The sequence below is a fragment of the Streptomyces sp. NPDC101151 genome, assembly GCF_044768335.1.
In the GTDB taxonomy this organism is placed as follows: Bacteria; Actinomycetota; Actinomycetes; order Streptomycetales; family Streptomycetaceae; genus Streptomyces.
Window position 1 is genome coordinate 260,500 of record NZ_JBIWPP010000005.1, and the last position, 14,823, is coordinate 275,322.

The window sequence follows — 14,823 nt, forward strand, 5'->3', positions numbered from 1 at the left end:
TTGGTGGCGCCACGCTTGATCGTCATCACCTGCTCGTGGAAGTCACGCGAAGCAGCTTCGCGGGGGTATCGGGACCTGAGTTCCTTATCCAGCTCGTCAGCGACTAAAAAGCAGCGACGGGAGCGACTTCCGGTCCGCCTCCAGGGCCTTGGTCCCCATGCCGATGGCTTCTTCGATCTCACCCATGCGAGCGGCGGCGACTCCGAGTGTGAGGCGGGCTTCTGCGGCGCGCATGGGTGAGATCTCGGTGCCGTCGGGGCCGGTGCTGATGCGGATGCGCCGGCACTGGCCGGTGGACAGCGCGGGGTCAGGCGGTCAGGACGGTGACGACCCGGTTGGTCATGTCCTCGGCCGTGTTCAGCGGGGTCGGGGTGTAGGACAGGAGGAACCGGGTGGTCAGGTCGCGCGTGGCGAACATACGGGTGCGGTAGCCGTAGTTCTCGCCGGTCTTGCCCCAGAAGGTCACGCCGTTCACGGTGGCTGTCTGCAGGCCCATGCTGTAGCGGGCCGGGCTGCCGTCCAGCATGCGCACCGTGGCCGGTGGCAGGGTGAACAGCTTGTCCATCGCCTTCGGTGACAGCAAGGCTCCCGAGAACAGGGCTTGTTGGAAGCGGAAGAGATCGGCCGAGGTGGAAACCAGTTCGCCTTCGCCCCAGGAACTGGACGGGTTGTAGACCGTGGCATCACGCAGGGAGCCGTCGGTCAGGCGCAGATAGCCGTGGACGTGCGGGCCGTGCAGGCGCGGATCGTCACCCGGGAACAGGGTGCGGGTCAGGCCCAGCGGGCGCAGGATCCGGTCCGCGATTGCGTCGCCGTACCGTCGGCCGGTCATCTTCTCGAGGAGCAGGGCGAGCAGGACGTAGTTGATGCCCCGGTACTCCTGGCAGGTGCCCGGAGCGAATTTGAGGGGACTGCCGGTCACCGTCCGGACCCATTGCTGCGGGGTCCACCGGTCGAAGCGGTGTTGCAGGACGGCTTCCGGGGTGCCGAGGTCCGGCAGGCCCTGGTGGTCGGGCAGGCCGCTGGTGTGGTTCAGCAGCTGGGTCGCGGTGATGCGGCCGAAAGTGGGAGGAAGGCGGAGTCCTGGGAGGTAGCGGCCGATGGGGGCGTCGAGGTCGATGCGGTCCTGGGCCCAGAGTCGTAGAACGAGGGTGGCCACGAGCGACTTGGTGATGCTGCCCGCGCGGAAACCGTCGTCCGGGCGGACGTCTCGTCCACTGGTGAGGTCCGCCGCGCCCGCGGTGCCGTACCAGTGGGTGCTCCGGCACTCGACCAGTAGCTGGGCGGAGGTGGCGGGCGGATGGGAGAGGTCGCCGATCGCGGCCCGCAGCGCTGCGGTGTCCACCGGCGGCCGGAGGGCGGCGCGGTGAGGGCCGGCGGTCCGGGCCGTCGTCCGGGCCGCCGCTCGGGCGGTGGCGTTCGAGGATCCGAGCGTCAGTGTGGTGACGGCGCAGGCCCTCATGAGGGAGCGTCGGGAGAGGGAGTCCATGGGGGTCGATGCTGTCGGCGCCGAAGCGCGAAGACATCCGGGATGTCCCCCGATGAGACCCGGGCGGAGCCCCGAGGGGACACCCGCGGTGCGCGCTATGCGGCAGGTCCGCTTCCAGGACGCCTGTGGTCCTGGTGCGGGCGGGCCGGATGTCCGGCCGCGCCCCTGGCGGGGGCGCAAGCCGGGCTATTCCGGCTGGTGGTCCGGGCCGCCGAAGTCGGGGCTCGTGTAGTCCGGGCTGGTGAAGCTCGGGCGGCCGGAGGCAGAGCCGTCGTCGGGGCTGCTGAAGCCGGGCCGGTCGTAGCCGAGGCGCGGCATGCGGCTGGTCGGGGCCGACGGGGCCGTGCGGCGCAGGGCCGCCGTGCCGGGCTGGGCGAGCGCGTCCCGCAGGAACGGCAGGACGCCGCGCTCCAGCAGGGCCTCCCGCCAGGCCGCTCTGGCCCTGGCCACTTCCTCGCTCGCCGCTTCGTGGGCTTCGGCTTCCGCCGAGGCGCTGTTGCGCAGGGCCGTGAGCAGCAGCCCGACCGCGGCGACGAGGATAGCGGCCGCGGTCACGGCACCGAACACCCAGCCCGCGGTGAGCATGGTCTGGGCGAAGGCCTGGCCCGGGGCCAGCATTCTCAGGATGTAGCCGACGAGCAGGAAGATCGCCGCGGCGGTCCCGGCGAGGACGGGGGCCAGCACCGCGATCACGGCGATGGCACCCGCGCCGGTGGTCTCGGCGGCCTCGCCGAGGGTGGTGGCGAGCCCCATCGCGCCCGAAGCCGGCTCGGAACCGGAATCGCGGGCGGCCGAGGGGGTGGACGGCGCCGGGTGGCGCAGTTCCTCGCGGACCTTCACGTAGTGCTGGTACTCCGTCGTCGCGGCCGCCGTGATGAGTGCGGTGGCGTTGAGCGCCATGGTGCGCAGCTGTTCGGGGTTGAGCCGCTGTCCGACAGCGGCCAGTTCGGGTCGTTGTGGTGCGGAGCGCAGCGCCTCATCGAGGACCCGCGCGAATTCCTGGCGGTCCTCGTTCAGCAGGTGCTGCGGAACGCTGTTCATGTGCATCCCCCGATGCTCCGTAGGGCTTGGGGCTCGCACGCCGGCGAGCCGTCGGGCAGAAACGGAGGGGAGCCTGCTACGGATAAGCCGATGGTAGAGCCGTGACGGCACACGGTGACAGGGGGTTGCCGGAATTTACGTGCCGACCTGCGCGCATGCATTCGGGGTGCGTCTGCCCCGTAAACGCTCAGCCATCCAGGGGAAGTTGCTGGACCAGCAGCTTTCCGGCCATGGTCACGCCGCCGTCCATGGCGATGGCGAGTCCCCCGGCGTAGACGTGCGGTCCTTCGACGACGGGGCCGCTGCCCTCCTCGTCGTCCTCGGAGCCGACCTCGCCGAGCAGGTACGGAATGGGGCTGTGACCGTGAACGATGCGGGTGCCGCCGTACGTATCGAGCAGGGAGCGCACGGCGTCGGCGCCGCCCTCGTCGCGGAAGGAGAAGCGCTTGGTGAACTTGCGGAACAGGTCCCAGCACTCGTCCGCGTCGTTGCGGGTGAGCGTCTCGCGGACGGTGTCGTTGACCGCCTCGATCGAGTCGCCGTAGTCGAGGTAGGCGGTGGTGTCGGAGTGGACGAGCAGAAACCCGTCGACCTCCTCGACGGCGTCCAGGCGGGCCATCCACTGCAGGTGGTGGTCCTGGAGGCGGTCCATGTCGGTCTTCTGGCCGCCGTTGAGGAGCCAGGCCGCCTGGAAGGTGGCGGTGCCGGCGCCGGAGGTGACGGGGGTGTCGCCGAACCGCTTGGCGCCGAGCAGCAGCAGTTCGTGGTTGCCCATGAGGGCCTTGCAGTAGCCGCCGGCCGCGGCCGCCTCGGCGGACAGCCGCATCACCAGGTCGATGACGCCGATGCCGTCCGGGCCGCGGTCGGTGAAGTCGCCGAGGAACCACAGCCGGGCGGTGCCCGCGCACCACTGGCCGGAGGCGTCGATCAGCTCCTTCTCCCGCAGGGCGGCAACCAGTTCGTCCAGGTAGCCGTGGACGTCGCCGACCACGTACAGCGGGCCGGGCCCGGTGGTGGTCTGCGGGGCGGGGGCGGCGGCCACCGGCTCGACGGTGACCTGGAGCGTGTCGCCGCGGTTGATGACGGGCAGGTCGCGCTGGGTGGGTGTGTAGCCCTCGGGGTAGGCCTCGTCGACGGGCGGGAGGGTGTCACCGGGGTGGGTGTGGACGTACGGACCGGTCTCGTTGACGTACGCGGGCACCCGGAAGTCGCGCAACGTCGCCGTTCGCTCCGTCTCGGGTCCCTGACCGGCCCCCTGAGTCATCAGACCCCTCCACCATCACGCCGCAACTGCACCGCTTCGGACTGCCTGGTCGCAGCGGCCCGCGGTGTCGTGGGCCCATCATAGGAATGCGCGTCGCGCCGTGTGATGACCCAGGGGTGGTGAATCAGAGCAGGACTCCGGTTCACCGCGGCTTTCGCCCCGTTTGGGCAGGGGTTCGACCGGCTGTCCGTCATGCCTCGGCCGTGCGGCTTGACGGTCGACCGACCCGTTTGGGGGCGCGCGGCGCACGCAGTGAGGTGGCCGAGCCCTGACGGGTGGGCCCGCCACACCGTGCAGCCCGGTTCGGATCGCGCGCGGCGAGCCGTCCGGGAGTGCCCGGCGGGCGGCCATCGCGTGCCCGCGAGGCGCCCGCCCTGCCATCTCCCGGCTATCCCCCTTCCGGGGTCCGCGGCGGGCTGACGGTCGTACGCGGGGGCCGCCGCTGGGACGAGGTACGCACGATCAGTTCCGTCGGTATCACCTGCTCGACAGGTTGGTCCGACTCGAGGCCCTCGATGGCGTCGATGAGGAGCTGGACCACCGCCGTGCCGATCCGGCGCGGTTTCAGGGAGAGCGTGGTGACGGGCGGCTCGGTGTTGGCATACACCGTGGACTCGCTGCAGCACACCAGAAGCAGGTCGTCCGGGACGCGCAGGCCGTAGCGGCGGGCGGCGGCGAGCAGGTCGGTGCCGTTGGGGTCGAACAGGCCGTAGACGGCGTCCGGCCGGTCGGGCCGGGCGAGCAGCCGGTCGGCGGCGACGGCGCCCGCGCACGGGTCGTGCGCCGGGTAGGCCTCGTAGACCGGGTCCTGGCCGACGCGCTCGCACCAGCGCAAGTAGGCCGTGGTCGACAGATGGGTGTACGTGTCCGTCGTCGTGCCCGTGAGCAGGCCGATCCGGCGGGCGCCCGCGTCGGCGAGGTGGTCCAGGATGCCGAGGACGGCGGCCTCGTGGTCGTTGTCGACCCATGCGGTGACCGGGAGCGAGCCGGCCGGGCGGCCGTCGGAGACGACCGGCAGGCCCTGCCGGACGAGTTCGCTGACCACCGGGTCCTGGTCGGAGGGGTCGATGACGACCGTGCCGTCCAGCGCCACGTTGGACCACACGTCATGGCGGGAGGTCGCGGGCAGGATGACCAGAGCATAGCCACGGGCGAGCGCGGCCGAGGTGGCGGCGCGCGCCATCTCGGCGAAGTACGCGAACTCCGTGAAGGTGAAAGGTTCATCCCCGTACGTCGTCACGGTCAGGCCGATCAGACCCGACTTGCCGGTACGGAGGGTGCGGGCGGCGGCCGAGGGGCGATACCCCAGCCGGTCGGCGACCTCGCGGACGTGGCGGCGGGTGGCATCTGGGAGCCTGCCCTTGCCGTTGAGGGCGTCGGACACGGTCGTGATGGAGACCCCGGCGGCGGCGGCCACGTCTCTGATGCCCGCCCGGCCCGGCCGACTGCCTCGACGTGAGGTTTCCGCGCGGCTCACCTGGTGCTTCCCTGCTGCTGTCATGGCGAGCCGATAGTAGGGCTCATGCGGTGGGGTAGTGCGGACGCATATGCACGCGTTGACAGGCACGTTTCTGCAAGGTCATTCAAGGTCAACTGCCTTAGAATGCAAGACAGTTGAACGTTCCCATGGCAAGACGTGACTTGTCGACGCGCATGGGCCTGCCAAGTGCCCGATGTCTCGAAGAGGTCTCAACTCACCTTCACGGGTGATGCGCGCCACGGCGCGAGCTACCGGCGCGTAGATATATGTGCGGCGCGCCCCCCGATACGTACGCCTTCGTCGGGTGATGCCCCTGATGCCTGCGGGACCGATGAGGTTTGCCTCTTGCTGCCCCGCACCTGTACGCACGGGCGCCGAATCCTCATAAGGTGTGGAGTATTGGAAGCCGGCGGCGTCGACGGTCCGCCGGTGGTCGCGAGGAGGACTGCGGTGAGCGAGACGAGCCCCAAGCTGCGCGCCGAGCTGGAGGGTATTCCCACCTACAAGCCGGGAAAGCCCGCCGCGGCCGGCGGGCCGGTCGCCTACAAGCTGTCCTCCAACGAGAACCCCTATCCGCCGCTGCCTGGGGTGATGGAGAGCCTGACGGCCGCGGCCTCCACCTTCAACCGCTACCCGGACATGGCCTGCAGCGGGCTGATGGACGAGCTGGCGGAGCGCTTCGGTGTGCCGCTCTCCCACCTGGCCACCGGCACCGGCTCGGTGGGCGTCGCCCAGCAGCTGATCCAGGCCACCAGCGGCCCCGGCGACGAGGTGATCTACGCCTGGCGGTCCTTCGAGGCCTACCCGATCATCACGCAGATCAGCGGCGCCCGGTCGGTGCAGGTGCCGCTCACGCCGGGCGATGTGCACGACCTGGACGCGATGGCGGACGCGATCACCGACCGGACGCGTCTGATCTTCGTCTGCAACCCCAACAACCCGACCGGCACGGTGGTGCGGCGGGCCGAGCTGGAGCGGTTCCTCGACCGGGTGCCCGGCGATGTGCTGGTGGTGCTGGACGAGGCCTATCGGGAGTTCATCCGCGACACCGAGGTGCCCGACGGCGTCGAGCTGTACCGGGACCGGCCCAACGTCTGCGTCCTGCGGACCTTCTCCAAGGCCTACGGCCTCGCCGGGCTGCGCGTCGGTTTCGCGATCGCCCACGATCCGGTGGCTGCGGCGCTGCGCAAGACGGCGGTGCCCTTCGGCGTCAGCCAGCTCGCGCAGGAGGCGGCGATCGCCTCGCTGCGGGCGGAGGACGAGCTGCTCGGCCGGGTCGGCTCGCTGGTGTGTGAGCGCACACGCGTGGTCGACGCGCTGCGCGCCCAGGGGTGGACGGTCCCGCAGACCCAGGCCAACTTCGTGTGGCTGCGGCTGGGGGAGCGCACGGTCGCGTTCGCGGCGGCCTGCGAGGAGCACGGTGTGGTGGTCCGGCCGTTCGCGGGCGAGGGCGTGCGGGTGACGATCGGCGAGAACGAGGCGAACGACATCTTCCTGAAGGTGGCGGAAGCGTTCCACAAGGAGATCTGAGAGAGCTCCGCAGGAGTTCGAGCGGTTCCGAGGGGCCTCGCCTGGTGCGGGGCCCTACTCGTCGATCAGTTCCACGCGTACGGGGTCGCCGTCGCGCACGGTCGCCAGGACGGCGGGGTCCCCGTCCAGGCGGCCGAGTACGTTGCACGGGCTGGCGAGGCGGCACTCTCCTCCGAACTCCGTTCGGGGGGACCCCCAGCCCCGCGAGATCGGTGTGGGTCCGTAGGGGAGGGCGAGGGCATCGCCGTCCGTCCAGAAGGCCACCGTGCCAGGCTCCACGACCTGCCGGGCGTCCGTTTCACGTGAAACAGAGACACCTGTGTCGAAATAGACCTCCTCGCCCCAGGTGTGGGCGGTGGAGGCGAGCGGCAGGGCCTTGCCGAGGGCCCGGGTGGTCGGTGTGTCGTCGAGGGCCGCGGTGACGTTGCCCGCGGGCCAGGAAATCCGTATCTGCATGGCGTGCAATTCAACAAGATGTTGAAGTCGCTGCCAAGATCCTGACGTCACGGCGAAGGGGGGACCCCCCTTCGATCACCGAAAATCAGTGCGTCATAATGGCTTGTGAATGTGAACGCGTTCACAAGCGTGTCCCGGTTGCTCCCGTGTTGTACGTGACAAAAGGGGCAAACTGCCGCTACCGCGGCGGAGTAAGGAGCTGATGACGTGGACTTGGCTTTGGCGCCGGAAACATTGGCGCGCTGGCAGTTCGGCATCACCACCGTCTACCACTTCCTGTTCGTCCCGCTGACGATCTCCCTGGCCGCCCTCACCGCCGGGCTCCAGACGGCCTGGGTGCGCACGGAGAAGGAGAAGTACCTCCGGGCGACGAAGTTCTGGGGCAAGCTCTTCCTGATCAACATCGCGATGGGTGTGGTCACCGGCATCGTGCAGGAGTTCCAGTTCGGCATGAACTGGTCGGACTACTCGCGCTTCGTCGGTGACATCTTCGGCGCCCCGCTAGCCTTCGAGGCCCTGATCGCGTTCTTCTTCGAGTCCACCTTCATCGGGCTGTGGATCTTCGGCTGGGACAAGCTGCCCAAGAAGATCCACCTGGCCTGCATCTGGATGGTCTCGATCGGCACGATCCTGTCGGCGTACTTCATCCTCGCGGCCAACTCCTGGATGCAGCACCCCGTCGGCTACCGCATCAACAAGGCGAAGGGCCGGGCGGAGCTCACCGACTTCTGGCACGTCCTGACCCAGAACACCGCGCTCAGCCAGGCCTTCCACACCCTCTCAGCGGCCTTCCTGACGGGTGGGGCCTTCATGGTGGGCATCGCCGCCTACCACCTGACCCGCAAGAAGCACATCCGCGAGATGAAGACCTCGCTGCGGCTCGGCCTCATCACCGTGGTCATCGCCGGCCTGCTCACCGCTGTCAGCGGCGACGTGCTGGGCAAGGTCATGTTCAAGCAGCAGCCGATGAAGATGGCGGCCGCCGAGGCCCTGTGGGACGGCCAGAAGCCGGCGCCGTTCTCGATCTTCGCCTACGGCGACGTGGAGAAGGGCCACAACACCGTCGCGATAGAGATCCCGGGCCTGCTGTCCTTCCTCGCCGACGACAACTTCACCTCCTACGTCCCCGGCATCAACGACGTCAACAAGTCCGAGCAGCAGAAGTTCGGGCCCGGCGACTACCGGCCCAACATCCCGGTGGCCTTCTGGGGCTTCCGCTGGATGATCGGCTTCGGCATGGCCTCCTTCGCCATCGGCATCGCCGGACTGTGGCTGACCCGGAAGAAGTTCATGCTGCCGAAGCACCTGAGGGTCGGCGACGACGAAGTGCCGCACCTGGTGCTGTTCAAGAACAAGGCGCTGGGCCCGAAGCTGACCACTTGGTACTGGCGCATCGCGATCTGGACCCTGGCCTTCCCGCTGATCGCCAACTCCTGGGGCTGGATCTTCACCGAGATGGGCCGTCAGCCGTGGGCCGTCTACGGCGTCCTGCAGACCCGGGACGCGGTCTCCCCCGGTGTCTCCCAGGGCGAGGTCCTCACCTCGATGATCGTCTTCACCGCGCTGTACGCGATCCTCGCCGTCATCGAGGTCAAGCTGCTCGCGAAGTACGTCAAGGCCGGCCCGCCCGAGCTGACCGAGGCCGACCTCAACCCGCCCACGAAGATCGGCGGCGACACGCGTGACGCCGACAAGCCGATGGCCTTCTCGTACTAGGCCGAGGGAACAGTCATGGAACTTCACGACGTCTGGTTCGTCCTGATCGCCGTCCTGTGGACCGGCTACTTCTTCCTGGAGGGCTTCGACTTCGGGGTCGGCATCCTCACCAAGCTGCTCGCCCGGAACCGGCCCGAGCGCCGGGTGCTGATCAACACCATCGGACCCGTCTGGGACGGCAACGAGGTGTGGCTGCTCACGGCGGGCGGCGCGACCTTCGCCGCCTTCCCGGAGTGGTACGCCACCCTCTTCTCCGGCTTCTACCTGCCGCTGCTGGTCATCCTGGTCTGCCTGATCGTCCGGGGCGTGGCCTTCGAGTACCGGGCGAAGCGGCCCGAGGAGAACTGGCAGCGCAACTGGGAGACAGCCATCTTCTGGACCTCGCTGATCCCGGCGTTCCTGTGGGGCGTGGCCTTCGGGAACATCGTGGGGGGCGTGAAGATCGACCGGAACTTCGAGTACGTAGGCAGCCTCGGGGATCTGCTCACCCCCTATGCCCTGCTCGGCGGCCTGGTGACGCTCACTCTGTTCACCTTTCACGGGGCGGTGTTCACCGCGCTGAAGACCGTCGGCGACATCCGGCTGCGGGCACGGAAGCTGGCGCTGTGGGTCGGTCTCGTCACGGCTGTCCTGGCGCTCGGCTTCCTGCTGTGGACGCAGGCCGACAGCGGTGACGGCAAGAGCCTGGTGGCTCTGATCGTGGCGGTCGCCGCCCTGGTGGTTGCTCTCGTGGCCAACCAGGTGGGGCGCGAGGGATGGTCGTTCGCGCTGTCCGGCGTGACCATCGTGGCCTTCGTGGCGATGCTCTTCCTGTCGCTCTTCCCGAACGTCATGCCGTCCACGCTCAACGGGGACTGGAGCCTGACGGTCACCAACGCCTCGTCGAGCCCGTACACCCTGAAGATCATGACGTGGTGCGCGGCGATCGCCACACCGCTCGTCCTGCTCTATCAGAGCTGGACCTACTGGGTGTTCCGCAAGCGGATCGGCACGCAGCACATCGCTCCTGACGCTGCCGCCGGCGCCGCACACTGAGTCCGGCGAGGGTGTGTTTCACGTGAAACACACCCTCTGGACCGAAGGGCATGTTTCACGTGAAACCAATCGATCCACGCCTTCTGCGATACGCCCGTGCCACCCGCTTCTTCCTCATGGCGGTCGTCGGTCTGGGGGCCGTCGGGGCCGGGCTGGTCATTGCCCAGGCGATGCTCATCGCCGAGGTCGTGGTCGGAGCCTTCCAGCATGGACAGTCAGTCACTGAACTGCGCACTCCCCTGCTGCTGTTGGTGGCCGTGGCCGTGGGGCGATCGGTCGTCGCGTGGCTCACCGAACTCGCGGCGCACCGCGCGAGCGCGGCCGTGAAGTCGGAGCTGCGGGGTCGGCTGCTGGAGCGCGCCGCTCAGCTGGGCCCGGGGTGGCTGAGCGGGCAGCGGACCGGCTCGCTGGTCACCCTGGCCACACGTGGGGTCGATGCCCTCGACGACTACTTCTCTCGCTATCTCCCCCAGCTGGGACTCGCGGTGGTCGTTCCGGCGGCCGTGCTGGCGCGGATCGTCACCGAGGACTGGGTGTCGGCGGCGATCATCGTCGGCACTCTTCCGCTCATCCCCCTCTTCATGATGCTGATCGGCTGGGCCACCCAGTCCCGGATGGACCGTCAGTGGCAGCTGCTGTCCCGGCTGTCCGGTCACTTCCTGGACGTGGTCGCCGGGCTGCCCACGCTGAAGGTGTTCGGCCGGGCCAAGGCGCAGGCGGAGTCCATCCGCCGGATCACCGGCGAGTACCGCCAGGCCACCATGCGGACCCTGCGGATCGCCTTCCTCTCCTCGTTCGCCCTGGAGCTGCTGGCCACGCTGTCCGTCGCGCTGGTCGCCGTGACGATCGGCATGCGACTGGTGCACGGCGACATGGACCTCTACATCGGCCTGGTCATCCTGGTGCTGGCGCCCGAGGCGTATCTGCCGCTGCGCCAGGTGGGGGCGCAGTACCACGCGGCGGCGGAGGGGCTCGCCGCGGCGGAGGAGATCTTCGCCGTGCTGGAGACACCGGTACCGGCATCCGGCACCACGGGGGTTCCCGAGGGCTCGGTGGCCTTTGAAGGGGTGGCGGTCCGCTATCCGGGGCGGTCGGCGGCCGCCGTGACCGGCGTGTCCTTCACCGTCGAGCCCGGCGAGACCGTGGCGCTGGTCGGGCCGAGCGGCGCGGGCAAGTCGACGCTCCTGACCCTGCTGCTGGGGTTCGTACCGCCGGCCGAGGGCCGGGTGCGGGTCGGGGGAGCCGATCTCGCCGACGTCGACCTCGAGGCGTGGCGCTCGCGGATCGCCTGGGTACCGCAGCGGCCGCACCTGTACGCCGGGACCATCGCGGAGAACGTACGGCTGGCCCGGCCCGACGCGGACGACACCGCCGTGCGCCGGGCACTGCGGGACGCGGGCGCGCTGGAGTTCGTGGACGCGTTGCCCGAGGGGATCGGCACGGTGCTCGGTGAGGACGGGGCCGGGCTGTCCGCCGGGCAGCGGCAGCGGCTCGCGCTGGCCCGGGCCTTCCTCGCCGACCGGCCCGTGCTGCTGCTGGACGAGCCGACCGCCGCGCTGGACGGGGCGACCGAGGCCGAGGTCGTGGCGGCGGTGCGGCGCCTCGCGGTGGGCCGCACGGTGCTGCTGGTGGTGCACCGGCCGGCGCTGCTGGAGGTGGCGGACCGGGTGGTGCGACTGGACCTTCCCGAGTCCCCTGTCGCCGAGTCGTCCGCCGCCGTGGCCACCGGACACGACACCCCCGGGAGGCGCTCGCTGGAAGCGCGCGGCCCTGCTGAGGCCGAGGCCGCGACCGAGGCCGAAGACGGCGCCGCCGCCCCTCAACGACGTGTGCTCGCCCGGGTCCGGGCGCTGGCGGGTTCCCAGCGCGGCAGGCTTCTTCTCGCATTGCTGCTCGGGAGCCTGGCGCTCGGTAGCGCCGTCGGGCTCATGGCCACCTCCGGCTGGCTCATCTCGCGGGCCTCGCAGCAGCCGCCGGTGCTGTACCTGATGGTGGCCGTGACGGCGACGCGCGCCTTCGGGATCGGGCGGGCCGTCTTCCGGTACGCCGAGCGGCTGGTGTCGCACGACGCCGTGCTGCGGATGCTGGCCGACACCCGGGTCGCCGTCTACCGGCGGCTGGAGCGGCTGGCGCCCGCGGGCCTGCGGACGGTCCGCCGCGGCGATCTGCTCTCCCGGCTGGTCTCCGATGTGGACGCGCTCCAGGACTACTGGCTGCGGTGGCTGTTGCCCGCCGGTGTCGCGGTGGCCGTCTCCAGCGCATCGGTCGCCTTCACGGCCTGGCTGCTGCCCGCGGCAGGGGTCGCTCTCGCGGCGGGGCTGCTCGCGGCCGGTGCCGGTGTTCCCCTCGTCACCGCTGCCGCGGCCCGGCGTACCGAGCGTCGGCTGGCGCCCGCCCGGGGAGTGCTCGCGACCCGTGTGACCGACCTGCTCACCGGTACCGCCGAGTTGACCGTCGCCGGCGCGCTGCCGGCCCGTACGACCGCCGCCCGTCAGGCCGACGGAACGCTCACCCGGATCGCCTCGAGGGCCGCGACCGTCACCGCGCTCGGCGACGGGCTCACCGCGCTGCTCTCCGGCCTGACCGTCACCGCCTCCGCGCTGCTCGGTGCCCAGGCGGTGGCCGCGGGCCGGCTCGGGGGCGTGGCGATGGCCGTGGTGGTCCTCACCCCGCTGGCCGCCTTCGAGGCCGTACTGGGGCTGCCGCTCGCCGTGCGCCACCGGCAGCGGGTGCGCCGGAGCGCAGAGCGCGTGTACGAGGTACTGGACGCCCCGGAGCCCGTACGGGAGCCGGAGCGGCCCCGGCAGGCGCCTGCCTCGCCCTTCCCGGTCGTGGTCAGGGGCCTGGCCGCCCGGCACGCGGGCGGGCACCGGGACGCGCTCGACGGACTCGACCTGACGCTGGAGCAGGGCCGCCGGATCGCCGTGGTCGGCCCTTCCGGCTCCGGCAAGACGACCCTCGCCCAGGTGCTGTTGCGGTTCCTCGGCCCGGCGGCGGGCTCGTACACGCTCGCCGGTGTGGACGCGTCCGCGCTGGCCGGCGACGACGTACGACGGCTCGTCGGACTGTGCGCCCAGGACGCGCACCTCTTCGACAGCACCGTGCGCGAGAACCTGCTGCTCGCCCGGAAGGACGCCACCGAGGCCGATCTGCGCGACGCGCTGGCCCGTGCCCGGTTGCTGGACTGGGTGGACGGGCTGCCCGCCGGCCTGGACACGCTCGTAGGCGAGCACGGGGCGCGGCTGTCGGGCGGACAGCGGCAGCGGCTCGCGCTGGCCCGCGCGCTGCTCGCCGACTTCCCGGTCCTCGTCCTGGACGAGCCGGCCGAGCACCTGGACCTGCCGACTGCGGACGCGCTCACCGCGGATCTGCTGGCGGCCACCGAGGGCCGTACGACGCTGCTGATCACGCACCGGCTGGCGGGGCTGGGCGCGGTGGACGAGGTGATCGTGCTCGATGCCGGCCGCGTGGTGCAGCGGGGGACGTACGCGGAGCTGGCCGCCGTGGACGGGCCGTTGCGGGAAATGGCACGGCGGGAAGCGGCGGTGGAGCCCCTGGCGGGGGCGGTGGCAGGAGCGCGGTGACGGGGGAGGCGGCCCTGCGGGAGGCGCGGTCCAACGCCTTCCGGCATGCCGGGACCTCCCGGATCGACGTCGTGGTCGATGCGACCGTGACCCTGCCCGACGGGCGGCCGGGCGTGCGGCTGACCGTCGCTGACGACGGTGCCGGCCTTCCCGAGGGCGGCCGCAGCAGCGGCCTGGAGAACCTGAAGCGGTGCGTCGAGTGGCTCGGCGGCGACAGCCGGCACGGGCCGGACATCGAAGTGGACGGCAGCGGCGGAACGCCGGTGGCGCGGGGGCACTCCCGGCAACCGCCCGCCGGGAGCCCCTTGTCGCCGACCGGGATCAGACGCGTTCGGCGATCATCCGCTCGATCACGACGGCCACGCCGTCCTCGTTGTTGGCGACCGTACGGCCCGAGGCGGCGGCGATGACGTCCGGGTGGGCGTTGCCCATCGCGTACGACCGGCCGGCCCAGGTCAGCATCTCCACGTCGTTGGGCATGTCCCCGAAGGCGACGACCTCTTCGGGAGAGATGCCGCGCTCGGCACAGCACAGGCCGAGCGTGCTGGCCTTGGAGACGCTCGGGCCGCTGAGTTCCAGCAGGGCGCTGGGGCTGGAGCGGGTGACGTTGGCGCCGTCGCCGATCGCGAGGCGGGCGAGGGCGAGGAAGGCGTCGGGGTCGAGGTCGGGGTGGTAGGCAAGGATCTTGAGCACGGGCTGGTCCGCGTCCGGGCCGTCGGCCGCGAGGAGGGCCTCGGCGGGCAGGAGGTTGTCCGGTATCTCCCTGTGCAGCTTGGGATAGGCCGGCTCCTGGTGGAAGCCGTACGTCTGCTCGACCGCGAACACCGTGCCGGGCGCCGCGGCGCGCAGCAGCCGTACCGCGTCCAGCGCGTTCTCCCTGGCCAGTTCGCGCACCTTGACGAAGCGGTGGGCGCCGGGGCCGCCGTGCAGGTCGACCACGGCCGCACCGTTGCCGCAGATCGCCAGGCCGTGGCCGTGGACGTGGTCGCTGACGACGTTCATCCAGCGGGCCGGTCGACCGGTGACGAAGAAGACCTCGATGCCCGCCGCCTCGGCGGCGGCCAGCGCGGCGACCGTCCGCGGGGAGACCGACTTGTCGTCACGCAGCAGAGTGCCGTCGAGGTCGGTGGCGATCAGCCGCGGCGGTAGGGCGGCGGCCGGGGTCCCGGGCTGTCTGGTCGCTGAGGTCACCGCGCCATTCTCGCGCATATGCCAGCACGGCCGTGCG

At 70.8% G+C, this 14,823-nt stretch carries 10 protein-coding genes and 1 pseudogene; 5 read left to right on the plus strand and 6 right to left on the minus strand.

Annotated features, from left to right (window positions below; all coding sequences use genetic code 11):
- Positions 1 to 307 precede the first annotated feature (307 nt).
- From ACIRU3_RS12050 to ACIRU3_RS12065, 4 genes are all read right to left on the minus strand, one after another.
- On the minus strand, positions 308 to 1,489 hold the full coding sequence (locus ACIRU3_RS12050) for a serine hydrolase domain-containing protein (RefSeq protein WP_404055068.1): 1,182 nt from the start codon (positions 1,487 to 1,489) through the stop codon (positions 308 to 310).
- A 186-nt stretch (positions 1,490 to 1,675) separates the two neighbouring features.
- Complete coding sequence (locus tag ACIRU3_RS12055) at positions 1,676 to 2,536, minus strand: hypothetical protein (protein ID WP_404055071.1); 861 nt, start codon at positions 2,534 to 2,536, stop codon at positions 1,676 to 1,678.
- Positions 2,537 to 2,717: 181 nt separating this feature from the next.
- Entirely contained in the window at positions 2,718 to 3,794 is a 1,077-nt protein-coding gene (locus ACIRU3_RS12060; RefSeq protein WP_404055074.1) for a metallophosphoesterase, read from the minus strand.
- Positions 3,795 to 4,182: 388 nt separating this feature from the next.
- Complete coding sequence (locus ACIRU3_RS12065; protein WP_404055076.1) at positions 4,183 to 5,295, minus strand: LacI family DNA-binding transcriptional regulator; 1,113 nt, start codon at positions 5,293 to 5,295, stop codon at positions 4,183 to 4,185.
- Positions 5,296 to 5,724: 429 nt separating this feature from the next.
- On the opposite strand from ACIRU3_RS12065, the gene hisC reads away from it, so the two are divergent.
- Entirely contained in the window at positions 5,725 to 6,804 is a 1,080-nt protein-coding gene (gene hisC / locus ACIRU3_RS12070; RefSeq protein WP_404055079.1) for a histidinol-phosphate transaminase, read from the plus strand.
- A gap of 54 nt (positions 6,805 to 6,858) precedes the next feature.
- Here the strand turns inward: hisC and ACIRU3_RS12075 are convergent, their stop codons facing one another.
- Positions 6,859 to 7,260 (minus strand): cyclophilin-like fold protein, encoded by a 402-nt coding sequence (locus tag ACIRU3_RS12075; protein ID WP_404055081.1) that lies wholly within the window; start codon positions 7,258 to 7,260, stop codon positions 6,859 to 6,861.
- A 207-nt stretch (positions 7,261 to 7,467) separates the two neighbouring features.
- Between ACIRU3_RS12075 and ACIRU3_RS12080 the strand changes: the two genes are divergently transcribed.
- The 4 genes and pseudogenes from ACIRU3_RS12080 to ACIRU3_RS12095 all read left to right on the plus strand — a co-directional run.
- On the plus strand, positions 7,468 to 8,976 hold the full coding sequence (locus tag ACIRU3_RS12080) for a cytochrome ubiquinol oxidase subunit I (RefSeq protein ID WP_404055084.1): 1,509 nt from the start codon (positions 7,468 to 7,470) through the stop codon (positions 8,974 to 8,976).
- A gap of 15 nt (positions 8,977 to 8,991) precedes the next feature.
- Positions 8,992 to 10,011, plus strand: a complete 1,020-nt coding sequence (cydB, locus tag ACIRU3_RS12085) for a cytochrome d ubiquinol oxidase subunit II (RefSeq protein ID WP_404055085.1) — start codon at positions 8,992 to 8,994, stop codon at positions 10,009 to 10,011.
- Positions 10,012 to 10,070: 59 nt separating this feature from the next.
- A complete protein-coding gene (gene cydD, locus ACIRU3_RS12090; protein ID WP_404055087.1) occupies positions 10,071 to 13,595 on the plus strand; it encodes a thiol reductant ABC exporter subunit CydD in 3,525 nt (1,174 codons plus the stop codon).
- Positions 13,596 to 13,603: 8 nt separating this feature from the next.
- Positions 13,604 to 13,861: pseudogene (locus ACIRU3_RS12095) on the plus strand (ATP-binding protein); the annotation flags it as partial.
- A 55-nt stretch (positions 13,862 to 13,916) separates the two neighbouring features.
- On the opposite strand, the gene ACIRU3_RS12100 reads toward ACIRU3_RS12095, so the two are convergent.
- A complete protein-coding gene (locus ACIRU3_RS12100) occupies positions 13,917 to 14,804 on the minus strand; it encodes an HAD-IIB family hydrolase (protein ID WP_404055089.1) in 888 nt (295 codons plus the stop codon).
- Positions 14,805 to 14,823: the final 19 nt, after the last annotated feature.

Coding starts and splice junctions, on each gene's coding strand:
- ACIRU3_RS12050 (WP_404055068.1), bottom strand. CDS start 1,489: ATGGACTCCCTCTCCCGACGCTCCCTCATGAGGGCCTGCGCCGTCACC.
- ACIRU3_RS12055 (WP_404055071.1), bottom strand. CDS start 2,536: ATGCACATGAACAGCGTTCCGCAGCACCTGCTGAACGAGGACCGCCAG.
- ACIRU3_RS12060 (WP_404055074.1), bottom strand. CDS start 3,794: ATGACTCAGGGGGCCGGTCAGGGACCCGAGACGGAGCGAACGGCGACG.
- ACIRU3_RS12065 (WP_404055076.1), bottom strand. CDS start 5,295: ATGACAGCAGCAGGGAAGCACCAGGTGAGCCGCGCGGAAACCTCACGT.
- ACIRU3_RS12075 (WP_404055081.1), bottom strand. CDS start 7,260: ATGCAGATACGGATTTCCTGGCCCGCGGGCAACGTCACCGCGGCCCTC.
- cydB (WP_404055085.1), top strand. CDS start 8,992: ATGGAACTTCACGACGTCTGGTTCGTCCTGATCGCCGTCCTGTGGACC.
- ACIRU3_RS12100 (WP_404055089.1), bottom strand. CDS start 14,804: ATGCGCGAGAATGGCGCGGTGACCTCAGCGACCAGACAGCCCGGGACC.